The 12,684-nt window shown below is 63.3% G+C and carries 13 protein-coding genes and 1 tRNA gene; 10 read left to right on the top strand and 4 right to left on the bottom strand.

The genetic code is table 11. The features are described 5' to 3' along the window. Positions 1 to 17 precede the first annotated feature (17 nt). The 9 genes from secY (at position 18) to AC3ANW_RS00270 (ending at position 6,528) form a co-directional block, all read left to right on the top strand. Positions 18 to 1,334 (top strand): preprotein translocase subunit SecY, encoded by a 1,317-nt coding sequence (secY, locus tag AC3ANW_RS00230; RefSeq protein WP_488343203.1) that lies wholly within the window; start codon positions 18 to 20, stop codon positions 1,332 to 1,334. 143 nt (positions 1,335 to 1,477) lie between these two features. After that, positions 1,478 to 1,591: a 50S ribosomal protein L36 gene (gene rpmJ / locus AC3ANW_RS00235; RefSeq protein ID WP_160553000.1), complete on the top strand. Its 114-nt coding sequence runs from the start codon at positions 1,478 to 1,480 to the stop codon at positions 1,589 to 1,591. Between the two features lie 18 nt (positions 1,592 to 1,609). Next, complete coding sequence (rpsM, locus tag AC3ANW_RS00240; RefSeq protein ID WP_488343204.1) at positions 1,610 to 1,975, top strand: 30S ribosomal protein S13; 366 nt, start codon at positions 1,610 to 1,612, stop codon at positions 1,973 to 1,975. Between the two features lie 17 nt (positions 1,976 to 1,992). After that, positions 1,993 to 2,397 (top strand): 30S ribosomal protein S11, encoded by a 405-nt coding sequence (rpsK, locus tag AC3ANW_RS00245; RefSeq protein WP_160553002.1) that lies wholly within the window; start codon positions 1,993 to 1,995, stop codon positions 2,395 to 2,397. Between the two features lie 213 nt (positions 2,398 to 2,610). Beyond that, on the top strand, positions 2,611 to 3,234 hold the full coding sequence (rpsD, locus tag AC3ANW_RS00250) for a 30S ribosomal protein S4 (protein ID WP_488343205.1): 624 nt from the start codon (positions 2,611 to 2,613) through the stop codon (positions 3,232 to 3,234). A 139-nt stretch (positions 3,235 to 3,373) separates the two neighbouring features. Beyond that, a complete protein-coding gene (locus AC3ANW_RS00255) occupies positions 3,374 to 4,366 on the top strand; it encodes a DNA-directed RNA polymerase subunit alpha (RefSeq protein WP_488343206.1) in 993 nt (330 codons plus the stop codon). A gap of 98 nt (positions 4,367 to 4,464) precedes the next feature. Beyond that, a complete protein-coding gene (gene rplQ, locus AC3ANW_RS00260) occupies positions 4,465 to 4,863 on the top strand; it encodes a 50S ribosomal protein L17 (RefSeq protein WP_488343207.1) in 399 nt (132 codons plus the stop codon). Between the two features lie 29 nt (positions 4,864 to 4,892). Then, positions 4,893 to 4,969: transfer RNA gene (locus AC3ANW_RS00265), tRNA-Met, on the top strand. A 290-nt stretch (positions 4,970 to 5,259) separates the two neighbouring features. Further along, positions 5,260 to 6,528: a D-amino acid dehydrogenase gene (locus AC3ANW_RS00270; protein WP_488343208.1), complete on the top strand. Its 1,269-nt coding sequence runs from the start codon at positions 5,260 to 5,262 to the stop codon at positions 6,526 to 6,528. Here AC3ANW_RS00270 and AC3ANW_RS00275 read toward each other — a convergent pair. Genes AC3ANW_RS00275 through dsdA form a run of 4 tightly spaced genes read right to left on the bottom strand, consistent with a single transcriptional unit; the run spans position 6,517 to position 11,580 of the window. Beyond that, complete coding sequence (locus AC3ANW_RS00275; RefSeq protein WP_488343209.1) at positions 6,517 to 8,037, bottom strand: amidase; 1,521 nt, start codon at positions 8,035 to 8,037, stop codon at positions 6,517 to 6,519. The genes AC3ANW_RS00270 and AC3ANW_RS00275 overlap by 12 nt on opposite strands. Positions 8,038 to 8,078: 41 nt before the next feature. Continuing rightward, complete coding sequence (locus AC3ANW_RS00280; protein WP_488343210.1) at positions 8,079 to 9,209, bottom strand: DSD1 family PLP-dependent enzyme; 1,131 nt, start codon at positions 9,207 to 9,209, stop codon at positions 8,079 to 8,081. Continuing rightward, complete coding sequence (locus AC3ANW_RS00285) at positions 9,206 to 10,177, bottom strand: Bug family tripartite tricarboxylate transporter substrate binding protein (protein WP_488343211.1); 972 nt, start codon at positions 10,175 to 10,177, stop codon at positions 9,206 to 9,208. Before AC3ANW_RS00285 ends, AC3ANW_RS00280 begins: the two co-directional genes overlap by 4 nt. Positions 10,178 to 10,215: 38 nt before the next feature. Beyond that, positions 10,216 to 11,580: a D-serine ammonia-lyase gene (gene dsdA, locus AC3ANW_RS00290; protein WP_488343212.1), complete on the bottom strand. Its 1,365-nt coding sequence runs from the start codon at positions 11,578 to 11,580 to the stop codon at positions 10,216 to 10,218. Positions 11,581 to 11,680: 100 nt separating this feature from the next. Between dsdA and AC3ANW_RS00295 the strand changes: the two genes are divergently transcribed. Next, entirely contained in the window at positions 11,681 to 12,664 is a 984-nt protein-coding gene (locus AC3ANW_RS00295) for a LysR family transcriptional regulator (protein WP_488343213.1), read from the top strand. The last annotated feature ends 20 nt before the right edge of the window (positions 12,665 to 12,684 follow it).

Genomic DNA, 12,684 nt, shown 5'->3' on the forward strand with positions numbered 1-12,684 from the left:
GTTGAAAGAGCATCCACGTGGCTACTAGCGCAGCAAATCTAGCTAAGACCGGCAAGTTCGGCGACCTCCGTCGTCGGCTCGTGTTCTTGCTGCTCGCGTTGGTGGTCTATCGGATTGGCGCGCATATTCCGGTGCCGGGTATCGACCCGGCCCAGTTGCAGCAACTCTTCAACAGCCAGTCGGGCGGCATCCTGAACCTGTTCAACATGTTCTCCGGCGGTGCATTGTCACGGTTCACCGTGTTCGCGCTGGGGATCATGCCGTACATCTCCGCCTCGATCATCATGCAGCTGCTGGGCTACGTTCTGCCCAGCTTCGAGCAGATGAAGAAGGAGGGTGAAGCAGGTCGCCGCAAGATCACGCAGTACACCCGCTACGGCACTTTGGGTCTCGCCCTGTTCCAGTCTTTCGGCATCGCCGTCGCTCTGGAAAGCTCGGCGGGCCTGGTGCTCAGCCCCGGTTTCGGATTCCGCATGACCGCCGTTGTCAGCCTCACGGCCGGCACCATGTTCCTGATGTGGCTGGGTGAACAAATCACCGAGCGTGGTCTTGGAAACGGCATCTCGATCCTGATCTTCGGTGGTATCGCAGCGGGCTTGCCCAATGCGGTGGGCGGTCTTTTCGAACTGGTTCGTACCGGGGCGATGAGTGTGCTGGTGGCGCTGTTCATGCTGGTGGTCGTGGCTTTGGTAACCTACTTCGTCGTTTTCGTCGAACGGGGCCAACGCAAGATCCTGGTGAACTACGCACGGCGTCAGGTCGGCAACAAGGTCTACGGTGGGCAATCGTCCCACCTGCCCCTCAAGCTGAACATGGCCGGTGTGATTCCCCCGATCTTCGCTTCGTCGATCATCCTGCTGCCGGCGACGGTGGTGAACTGGTTCAGTGCCGGCGACTCCATGCGCTGGCTCAAGGACATCGCAGGTGCCCTGACGCCCGGCCAGCCCATCTATGTGCTGCTGTACGTCATCGCCATCGTGTTCTTCTGCTTCTTCTACACGGCGCTGGTTTTCAACAGCCGTGAAACCGCGGACAACCTCAAGAAGAGCGGCGCCTTCATCCCCGGGATTCGTCCTGGCGATCAGACCGCGCGTTACATCGACAGGATCCTTCTGCGGCTGACGCTGGCTGGCGCGGTGTACATCACCTTTGTCTGTCTGCTGCCCGAGTTTTTGATTCTGAAATACAACGTGCCGTTCTACTTCGGTGGAACCTCTCTGCTGATCATCGTGGTCGTCACGATGGACTTCATGGCCCAGGTCCAAAACTACCTGATGAGCCAGCAGTACGAGTCGTTGTTGAAGAAGGCCAATTTCAAGCGTTCCCCGGGTTGAACGATTCGCCGCAAGGCGGGTGGTGTGATCCAGGGGGCGGTAGTGCAAACCTGCCCAGCGCAACTGTTGCGCGAAGCTAATCGTGTTCCGGGTTCTTCAAAAGAAGAGCAGCGGGGCAGGGAAAAGAGTTTTAGGAGAAAGCAATGAGAGTCTCGGCTTCGGTCAAGAAAATCTGCCGCAATTGCAAGATCATCCGCCGCAAGGGTGTGGTGCGTGTGATCTGTATCGACCAGCGCCACAAACAGCGCCAGGGTTAAGAGTTTTAGAGGACGAACATGGCACGTATCGCTGGCATCAATATTCCGCCGCACAAGCATGCTGAGATTGGCCTTACCGCCATCTTCGGCATCGGTCGCACCCGCGCACGTCAGATCTGCGAAGCAGCTGGTGTCGCCTTCTCCAAGAAGATCAAGGATCTCACGGACGGCGACCTGGAAAAGCTTCGCGACCAGATCGCAGCGTTCACCATCGAAGGTGACCTGCGCCGCGAAACCACGATGAACATCAAGCGTTTGATGGACATCGGCTGCTATCGCGGTTTCCGCCACCGCCGTGGCCTGCCGATGCGCGGTCAGCGCACCCGCACCAATGCACGTACCCGCAAGGGTCCGCGCAAGGGCGCAGCGGCTCTGAAGAAATAAAAGGCTGAAAGAACATCATGGCCAAGTCTCCCGCCAATAACGCAGCGCAGCGCGTGCGCAAGAAGGTCCGCAAGAACGTCTCTGACGGTGTGGCCCACGTACACGCTTCGTTCAACAACACCATCATCACGATCACCGATCGCCAGGGCAATGCCCTGTCGTGGGCTTCGTCAGGTGGCCAAGGCTTCAAGGGCTCGCGCAAGTCGACCCCCTTCGCAGCTCAGGTCGCTTCCGAAGTCGCCGGCCGTGCCGCGATGGAACAAGGTATCAAGAACCTCGACGTCGAGATCAAGGGCCCAGGTCCTGGTCGTGAATCGTCGGTGCGCGCCCTCGGCGCCCTGGGTATCCGTATCACGTCCATCGCCGACGTGACCCCGGTGCCGCACAACGGTTGCCGCCCCCAGAAGCGTCGTCGTATCTAATGCGACACGCCCCGTTGTAAAGCTTCGGCTTTACAACGGTTGCAGCCTGCGGTTAGAATCGCAGGCTTTTCGTTTTTTGCCGGCTTTCTAAAACCGGCCAAGCCCACCGCCTGCGGATCTGGTTGTCGTCCTGTACGGTCGGCGCTTCCTCGCAGGCTCCCGTACGAACCACATGGGTGGTTATGCGGCAGCTGATCAAAGAAGGACACTCAAGTGGCACGTTACCTCGGCCCCAAGGCCAAACTTTCCCGCCGTGAAGGCACCGACCTTTTCCTGAAGAGCGCACGTCGCTCCATCGCGGACAAGGCCAAGTTCGACTCCAAGCCAGGTCAACACGGCCGTACCTCGGGTCAACGCACCTCCGACTTCGGCTTGCAACTGCGTGAAAAGCAGAAGGTCAAGCGCATGTACGGCGTGCTGGAAAAGCAATTCCGCCGTTACTTCGAAGAAGCCGATCGCCGCAAGGGCAACACCGGCGCCAACTTGCTGTTCCTGCTGGAATCCCGCCTGGACAACGTTGTCTACCGCATGGGTTTCGGTTCGACCCGCGCTGAAGCGCGTCAGCTGGTTTCGCACAAGGCGATCGAAGTCAACGGCAAGTCCGTGAACATCGCTTCGTACATGGTCAAGGTCGGCGACGTGGTTTCCATTCGCGAAAAGTCGAAGAACCAGGCTCGTATCGCCGAAGCCCTGCAATTGGCAGCCCAGGTCGGCATGCCTGCATGGGTCGAAGTCGAAGCCGCAAAGGCTACCGGCGTCTTCAAGAAGGTGCCGGATCGTGACGAATTCGGCGCCGACATCAACGAATCGTTGATCGTCGAACTTTACTCGCGTTGATTCTCGCGAGTCCGTTTTCGTCGAGGCGCCTCTGGGCGCCTCTTTTCGATTGTTTTTACTCCTTGGCGCACGGGGCACCGTGCGACAGGGCTTCGCAGCCTTACCGGTGTAACGAGCTGGGGGTATTGAGAGGAAGTCCATGCAAACAAACCTGCTGAAACCTAAAGCGATCAACGTCGAGCAACTGGGCCTGAACCGGGCCAAGGTCGCTCTGGAGCCGTTCGAGCGTGGCTACGGCCATACGCTGGGCAACGCCATCCGTCGCGTCCTGCTGTCTTCCATGGTCGGCTACGCCGCCACCGAAGTCACCATCGCTGGCGTGTTGCACGAGTACTCGTCGATCGATGGTGTGCAGGAAGACGTCGTCAACATCCTGTTGAACCTCAAGGGTGTGGTGTTCAAGCTCCACAACCGTGATGAAGTGACCCTGTCCCTGCGCAAGGATGGCGAAGGCGTCGTCACTGCCGCCGACATCCAGACGCCGCACGACGTCGAGATCATCAATCCCGAGCATGTCATCGCCCACCTGTCGGCCGGCGGCAAGCTGGACATGCAGATCAAGGTCGAAAAGGGCCGTGGCTATGTGCCGGGCACCATGCGCCGTTATGCAGACGAATCGACCAAGTCGATCGGCCGCATCGTGCTGGACGCCTCGTTCTCGCCGGTCAAACGCGTCAGCTACACCGTCGAAAGCGCCCGCGTCGAGCAGCGTACCGACCTGGACAAGCTGGTTGTCGAGATCGAAACCAACGGCGCCATTTCCGCTGAAGACGCAGTTCGCGCATCCGCCAAGATCCTCGTCGAACAACTGGCTGTGTTCGCACAGCTGGAAGGTGGCGAACTGGCTGCGTTCGATGCTCCGGCACCGCGTGGTGGCAATACGCCTTTCGACCCGATTCTCCTGCGTCCGGTCGACGAACTCGAACTGACGGTGCGTTCGGCCAACTGCCTGAAGGCCGAAAACATCTATTACATCGGTGACCTGATCCAGCGTACCGAGAACGAACTGCTGAAGACCCCCAACCTGGGTCGCAAGTCGCTCAACGAAATCAAGGAAGTGCTGGCCTCGCGCGGCCTGACCCTGGGCATGAAGCTGGAAAGCTGGCCGCCTGCAGGTCTGGACAAGCGCTGAGTTTCAGCCTGAGTCTTTAAAAGAATTCGGCCCATGGGGGGCCGGTGCCCGGGCAGTACCTGATACGGCTGCCTGTTTAACAAAGAAGGAAAAGCACCATGCGCCACGGACACGGTCTCCGTAAACTCAATCGCACCACTTCGCACCGCCTGGCGATGCTTCAGAACATGATGAATTCCCTCATCGAACATGAAGCCATCAAGACCACGCTGCCGAAGGCAAAAGAACTGCGTCGCGTCATCGAACCGATGATCACGCTGGCCAAGGAAGACACCGTGGCAAACCGCCGCCTGGCTTTCGACCGCCTGCGCGATCGCGATTCGGTCACCAAGCTGTTCAACGTTCTGGGCCCGCTGTTCAATGCGCGTCCGGGCGGCTACACCCGTATCCTGAAGATGGGCTTCCGTGTTGGCGACAACGCGCCGATGGCCTATGTGGAACTGGTCGAGCGTTCGGCACAGGTTTCTGAAGAAACTTCCGCCGAAGTTGCCAAGTAAGCGAAAAACAAGCTATACTCTAATTCTGCCGCGCGGTGGAGCAGTCTGGTAGCTCGTTGGGCTCATAACCCAAAGGTCGGAGGTTCAAATCCTCCCCGCGCAACCAATATGAGGCAACTTAAGTTGCTGGCAGGTGTGACCAGTTTCATGTCTGCAGAAAGCGAGTCGAAAGACTCGCTTTTTTTTCGTCTGCACGATCTCAAATGGTCGGGATCCTCACGAAGTCTCCGTGACATTACTGCCGTCTTCAGTTCAGTGCCTGGGCAGCAAACCCCTGTCGAAACAGGTCCAGCCAGGCCACTATCCGAAGTTCTCGTGAATTGCGCGATGGTTTCAGTGGAAATCACTGGAAGGAAGGTCATAGACTTTCTTTTTATTCGGTGATCCGGGCGTTTCATGAAAGTCATCATTCTCGGAGGCGGTGTGGTTGGTGTGACCACCGCTTATTACCTCGCGCGCGCCGGTGTACAGGTCACCGTTATCGACCGCCAACCCGGCACGGCGCTCGAAACGAGTTTTGCGAATGCAGGCCAGATATCTCCCGGTTACTCGACGCCCTGGGCCGCTCCGGGCATCCCGTTCAAGGCCTTGAAATGGATGTTCCAGAAAAAACACGCGCCGTTGGCCATCCGCGCGGATGGCAGCCTGTGGCAATTGCAGTGGATGGTCAGGCTGCTGCGCAACTGTTCGGCGTCGCGATACTCCGAGAACAAGGAGCGCATGTTGCGGATCGCCGAATACAGCCGCAGCTGCCTCCAGCAGTTGCGGGTGGAAACCGGTATCCAGTACGAGCAGCGCACCGGTGGAACGCTGCAACTCTTCCGTACCCAGGCCCAGGTCGACGCGGTCCAGCGCGACATCTCCGTCCTGCAAGAGTGCGGCATCCCCTATCGACTGCTGGAGCGGGATGCGCTGACCCAGGTCGAACCGGCATTGAGGCAGGCAAGGGATCGCCTTGCAGGCGGTCTTCAGCTGCCTGCCGACGAAACCGGCGATTGCCACATGTTCACACGCGCCCTGACTTCGCTTGCACAAGAGCTGGGTGTGGAATTCCGCTTCGATCAGCAGGTCGAGCGCCTGGCGTTCGAGGGCGACCAGGTGACGGGTGTTCGGGTTGCCGGAAAACTGTTTCAGGCGGACCGTTATGTCATGGCCCTGGGCAGCTATTCGCGGGCGATGCTGGCACCACTGGGTGTCGACGTGCCCGTCTATCCGGTCAAGGGTTACTCGCTGACGGTGCCGCTGGTCGATGAGGACCTTGCGCCGCAATCGACCGTGCTCGACGAGACGTACAAGATCGCGGTGACCCGCTTCGACAAACGTATCCGCGTGGGTGGCATGGCCGAACTGGCGGGTTTCGACGCGCGGCTCGACCCACGCCGGCGTGCCACGCTGGAGATGGTGGTGCAGGACCTGTTCCCCGGTGGCGACGTGAAGAAGGCGTGTTTCTGGACCGGTTTCCGCCCGATGACACCCGACAGCACGCCGATCATCGGTGCGACCCGGTACCGCAACCTGGTGCTCAATACCGGCCACGGCACGCTCGGCTGGACCATGGCTTGCGGATCCGCCCGGGTAGTGGCCGATATGGTCACCGGCACCCGACCCGGAGTCGATATCGCCGGCCTGGGGATCGAGCGTTACCTCAAAGGCTCAGACCGCTGATACGTTGCCATCCGCGCATGCCGCGTCCAGCACCGGTGGCGCGGTGACGATGGACTGCAGCGAGGGTTGCGCGAACAGCAGGCCGGCGACATCCGGGCGCGGCCGGCGCAGCGCGGGCGATGCCGCAAATGCCTGTTCCATGGCATGGCCTGCGCCCAGGGTGAAGCGATCGGCACGGAAACGCCCGACGACCTGTAATCCGAACGGCATGCCGGCGTGATCGCTCCCGCAAGGCAGCGCCAGCGAAGGATGGGTGGTAAGTGTGGTCACGTAGGTGAGCGACAGCCAGCGGTAGTAGTTCTCTTGCTGCTCACCGTTGATGGTGGCTGCATGCGGCTGCACCCACGGGAAAGGCGATACCGGCGTGGTGGGCGCCAGGATGATGTCGAATTCGCGGTAAGCCTGCTGGAACCGCGCGAGGATGCGGGTCTGTTCGGCCTGTGCCCAGGCGCAGTCGACCAGGCGCATGGCGGCGCCCATCTCGTAATTGGCGCGCGGGTTGGGGCCCAGGCTGCCGGGGTCGCGTTCATAGGCTTCGCGCATGCCGGCCACGAAGGCTTCGGCCCGCAGCACGTCGAAGCAGCGGTGCACCTCGCCCAGATCCAGGGCGACCGGTTCGCAGCTGCGGAACCAATGTTTCATTGCGGCGATCTTTTCGCGGAAGACCGCGCGGATGCCGTCGTCCACCGCACACGCGCCGAAGTCTTCGGTATAGCCCACACGCAGGCTGCCCAGGTCGACATGTTCGGGCAGCAGGAAAGTCAGCGGGTCGAGCGGATAACTCAGCGGATCGCCGGCCGACATGCCGGCGCTTGCTGCCAGTTGCAGGCACGCGTCGGCTACGGTGCGGCCCATGGGACCGACCACCGAAATAGGTGTCCAGCCCAGCGGCTTACGGGCGCTGGGCACAACGCCCGGCGACGGCCGAAAACCGACGACGCCGCATTTGGCCGCTGGAATGCGCAGGGAGCCGCCGGTGTCGGAGCCGGTGCAGACCGGCAGCATATCGAGCGCCAGCGCGGCGGCGGAACCACCGGAAGATCCGCCTGCATTCAGGTTGGGGTTGAAGGGATTGCCGGTGGCGCCCCACACCGGATTGAAGCTGTTGGCACCGGCGCCCATCTCGGGGACATTGGTCTTGCCGGTCACGATGGCCCCGGCCGCGCGCAGGCGTGCCACCAGTTCGTTGTCGGCTGCGGGCACGTTGGCGCGATAGATGGGCGAGCCGAACGTGGTGAGCAAACCCTGTGTGTTCTCGAGGTCCTTCACGCCCAGCGGCAGCCCGTGCAGAAGGCCCAGCGGCCGACCTGAAAGCACAGCGGCCTCTGCGGCGCGGGCCTCGATACGCGCGCGGTCGAAGCAGGTGGCGGTGACCGCGTTGACGTAAGGATTCGTCTGCTCGATGCGGGCGATGCAGGCGTCCAGCAGCTCGACCGGCGAGAGCTGGCGTGCACCGATCATGCGGCGCATTTCGGTGGCGGGAAGGGAGACGATGTCTTCGTTTTGCATGGGCGGGGACAGGCGGGGGCAGGCGGATTCGAAAAGCGGATTCAGCGGCTCAGGCCGCGGGCTGAAACAGGCCATACGCATTCGACCACGCCCTGGCGCAGGCCGATGATCTCGTCGTGCAGGTTGAGTGTCGGATCGCAATGGCCGGGCACCAGCAACAGCTGCGCGCCGAGTTCCGGCAAGGGTCCGCCGGTGGTTTCGACGACACCGTGTTCGTCGCTGGCCTGCCGGTAATGCAGAGGCTGTCGCGGCCCGGCTGGCCAGACGGAGGGAAGCCCCGAATCGATCGTCAGGGACTTCAGCCCGGCGTCGACCACCACATGGGCGGAAGCCGCCGTGCTCATCACCGTGCAGGCCAGGAACATGGCGTGCTCGAAGCCCAGGGCGCCGCCGTATTCGTTGTCGGCGTAATCGCGGTCCATGAAGGCATACGAGCCCGCCTGGACTTCGGTGAAGACACCGCTGGCGAAGTCGAATTCGGCGCTGCCGCTGCCGCCGCCGGTGACCTCGGCGCAATGTACGCCGGCGGCCTTCAGTGCAGCGACCACCTTGGCGGCACTGGCTGCGGCACGGGCGGATTTGTCGCGCCGTTCCTCGAACGAACGAAGGTGCTGCAAGGTGCCGTGATAGGCCTGCACACCGCGGAATTCAAGGCGTGGATGTCGGCGGATCGCCTCGACCAGCGGCAGTACGGCGGCGGCACCGCTGACACCGCAGCGGCCGTGGCCGATGTCGATCTCGACGAACACGCCGAGGCGGCTTTGGGCTTCCTCGACCGCCGACCCCAGCATCTCGACCTGGCGCAGGTCGTCCACGCAGACGGACATGGTCGTGGACAGCGCGGCCTGCGCCAGCAGCGCGGCCTTGCGCGGCGTGGCGATCTCGTTGCTGATGTGGATGTCGGTGACACCGGCCGCGATGAAAGGCAATGCCTCGCTGACCTTCTGGCAGCAGATGCCGACCGCGCCGCGGGCGATTTGAGCCAGTGCCACGGCCGGAGTCTTGTGCGCCTTGCCGTGGGGCCGCAGCTTGACCCCCGCAGCGTCGGCCGCGGACTGCAGGCGGTCCAGGTTGCGCTCGAAGGCGTCCAGGTCCAGCAGCAGGGCGGGGGTGTCGATTTCGTGCCGGGACATGCCCGGGACGGCGGCGGGGGGCAGCAGCAGGGGATTCATTCAGGCCGGATGTTGGCGCGGATTGCGATGGCACGCATCAGCGGCAGTTCCTTTTCGATCTGCGCTGCGGTGGCGGCGCCATTCTGCCAGTCGGGTTCGAGGCCGCTGGCAGTGAGTTTTTCGCGCATTTCCTGCGAGGCGACCACTTCGCCCAGAGCCTTTTCCAGACGCGCCCGCACGTCCGGCGGCAGGCCGCGCGGTGCCACCACGGCGACCCAGGTATCGGCGTCCAGGTCGAAACCGCTTTCGGCAAAGGTCGGCACGTCGGGCAGCAGGGCGGCACGTTTGCGGGTCGTCACAGCGATCGCCTTGATCTTGCCGCTCTTGAGTTGCGGGATGGCGGCAGTCACCGTGTCCACCGAGAAAGGCACCTGGCCGCCCATCAGGTCGGTCATGGCCGGCGCGCTGCCTTTGTAAGGCACGTGGACCATCTTGGTGCCGGTGGCGCGAAGCATCAGTTCACCGGTGAACTGGGAGGTGGTGCCGGTGCCGAAGGATGCGTAGCTGTACTTGTCCGGCGAAGCCTTCACCAGCGCCACGAATTCCTTGGGATTGCCGACCGGCACGTCCTTGTTGGCCAGCAGGATCAGGCCGGTGCGGGCCACCGTGCCGATGGGCTCGAAGCTCTTGACGGGGTCGTAGGGCAGCTTGGGCTGGATGGCCGGATTGACGGTGAAGGTGGTGCCCGAACTGATCAGCAGCGTATAGCCGTCCGGTGCCGCCTTGGCCGTGTAGGCCGCGCCGATGATGGTGCCGGCGCCGGCGCGGTTGTCGATGACGACCGGCTGGCCGAGCTTGTCGCCCAGCGCCTTGCCCACCAGCCGGCCGACGACGTCGGTCGAACCGCCCGGCGGGAACGGGATCACCAGGGTGACGGGTCGCGACGGAAACGTATCGGCGAATACGGCGGGCGTCATCAGGGAGGCGAGTGCCGCGATGGCGCAGGCGAGCAGGCGGTTGGTTTTCATGATGGCGAGTGGTAGGTTGGGGAAGGCGGACTGACGGATCAGGCGGAAACAGCGGCGTGGACCTGGGCTGCAGTGGCGCCGCGGCTGTGAAAACGGGCGTATTCCTCGTCGGGCACGAACAGCCCGCCGGTGGTCCACACGATGTGGGTCGACTGCGCCATGTGGCCGTCCAGCCCCTGGCGCTTCAGATAGGCACGGCCGGCATCGCTGCCCAGCAACATGCCGGGTCCCGACAAACCGGCGGCTGCCGACGGCTCGATGCGGAGGTTTGCGGTGCGCGCCGCCATGTGCAGGTGTTCGAACAGCGTTTCGTCGGCCACCGTGTAGACGCCGCCCAGGAAGGGCCTGACGACGGCAGCCGCCAGTTCGGACGCGCGCGGCACCGCCAGGCCGTCGGCCTCGGTCCGGTTGTCCTGGCCCACGTCGTAGACGGACGGGTTGTTGCCCAGGTGCGCCAGCAGTGGTGTGCGGCTGAGCATTTCGACCAGGAAACACGGCGAACGCGTGGGCTCGGCAAAAAAACAGTGCACGAACGGGCCATAGATCTGCGCCAGGCCGAAGGCAATGCCACCCGGCGCGCCGCCGACGCCGCAGGGCAGGTAGACGAACAGCGGGTGTTCGGCATCGACCGTGCGGCCGGCCTCCGCCAGTTGGCGTTCCAGGTGCGGCGCGGCAGCCGAATAGCCCAGCAGCAGGGACAAGGACTGTTCGTCGTCCACGAAGTGGCAGCGCGAGTCGGCATCGGCCGCGCGACGGCCGGCGGCGACCGCTTCGGCATAGTCGCCCACGTGTTCGACCACCTCCACGCCGCGTTGCCGCAGCCGGTCTTTCTTCCACTGCTTGGCGTCGGCCGACATGTGCACAACGGCCTGGAAACCCAGGGCCGACGCCATCACCCCGATCGCCAGGCCCAGGTTGCCGGTGGATCCCACGGCGACCTTGTGGCCGGCGAACACCGAGCGCGCAGCGGGTGTGTCCAGCAGGCGGTAGTCGCTTTCGAGGCCGTCGGGCAACAGGCCGTTGTCCAGGGCCACGGCTTCGGCGTGTTCCAGCACTTCGTGGATGCCGCCGCGGGCCTTGATCGAGCCGGCTACCGGCAGGGCGTGGTCGGCCTTGACCAGCAAGGTTCCGAATCCGGCAGGCAGGCCGAGTGCCTGCTGCAATTGCGGCACCGGCAACAGGGCGGATTCGATACTGCCCCGGCTCTCATCCAGTTCGGGAAACAGTTTCATCAGCAGTGGGGCGAAGCGGCGCAGCCGTGCCACGGTGGTGTCGACATCAGCCCGGCTAATGCCGTCGCTGGCGGTCCCGGCGGCTGCGGAGCGGTCTTCTTCCGACGCCCACAGGACCGGCAGGCCGGCCTGGAGGGATTCGAGGGTGAGCGGTGCGGGCGAAGAGATCATGCGAAGGAAAGGAATCGATCAAATTCCATTGTTCTTCCCGCGGCCCGGCGCGCACAAGGCATTTATAGTTCGGTCGGTATTAGTCATACTGATCCCTAAAATGGCAATCCGACTCACGCCGTCCCTTCTTGCATGGTTACGGTGCTTCGAGGCCACTGCACGGTGCCGAAGTTTCACCAGGGCTGCATCGGAACTGTGCATCACCCAGGGCGCGGTCAGCCAGCAGGTGAAGCTGCTCGAGGAATGGTTGCAGCGGCCGCTGTTTCTGCGCACCCCGCGCGCGCTCATGGCGACTCCGGAAGGGCAGTGGCTATCGGTCGTCCTGCGCGAATCCTTCCAGGCCATCGAGGGCACGCTCGACCAGTTGCGCACCGTGCCGGACGACCGACCGACCACACTCAGCTGCGCGCCGTCCTTCGCCATGGGCTGGCTGACCCCGCGGCTGGGAGACCTTTTCCGGGCGCATCCTCAGGTCGGCCTGCGGGTGGTGGGCGAATTCCACGCGCTGGATCGTGAACGCATGGAAAACGACGAAGTTGCCGCCGCGGTGCGTTTCGACCTCGGCGAATACCGCGACCTGCTGGCCACCGAGTTCCTCGACGAATGGCTGCTGCCGGTGGCCAGCCCCGGTTTCATGGCGGCGCACCCCGGACTGCAGCAGAACCCCGCGGCCCTGCACGCCGGCCAGCTGCTGCACGACACCAGCCCATGGGCGGGCGCCGGCCCGTTCGAGGAATGGACGCTCTGGCTGCATCGGTCCGGACTGCCGGCGGTGACCGACATGTCCGCCGGTCACCATTTCAACCTGTCGCAGATGGCGGTGGGCGCGGCACTGGCCGGGCAGGGAATTGCGATGGGCCGCGCCGCGCTGGTGCTCGACGACCTCATCGCAGGTCGGCTGGTCGCGCCGTTCGGCCGTCCGGTGCGTTCGCGGGCTTCCTATTACTTCGTCACCCGCATGGCGCCATCGCCTCGGACTTCGCTGGTGCAAGGCTGGATCACCACCGAAGCCGGCCGCTTCCGCCAGCAGCGCGACCAGTGGCTGAAACTGCCGCCTGTTTACCCCGCCGTCGAAAACGGATAAATTACATGGCTTGTCATTTA

The organism is Xylophilus sp. PBN-3R, from assembly GCF_057747805.1.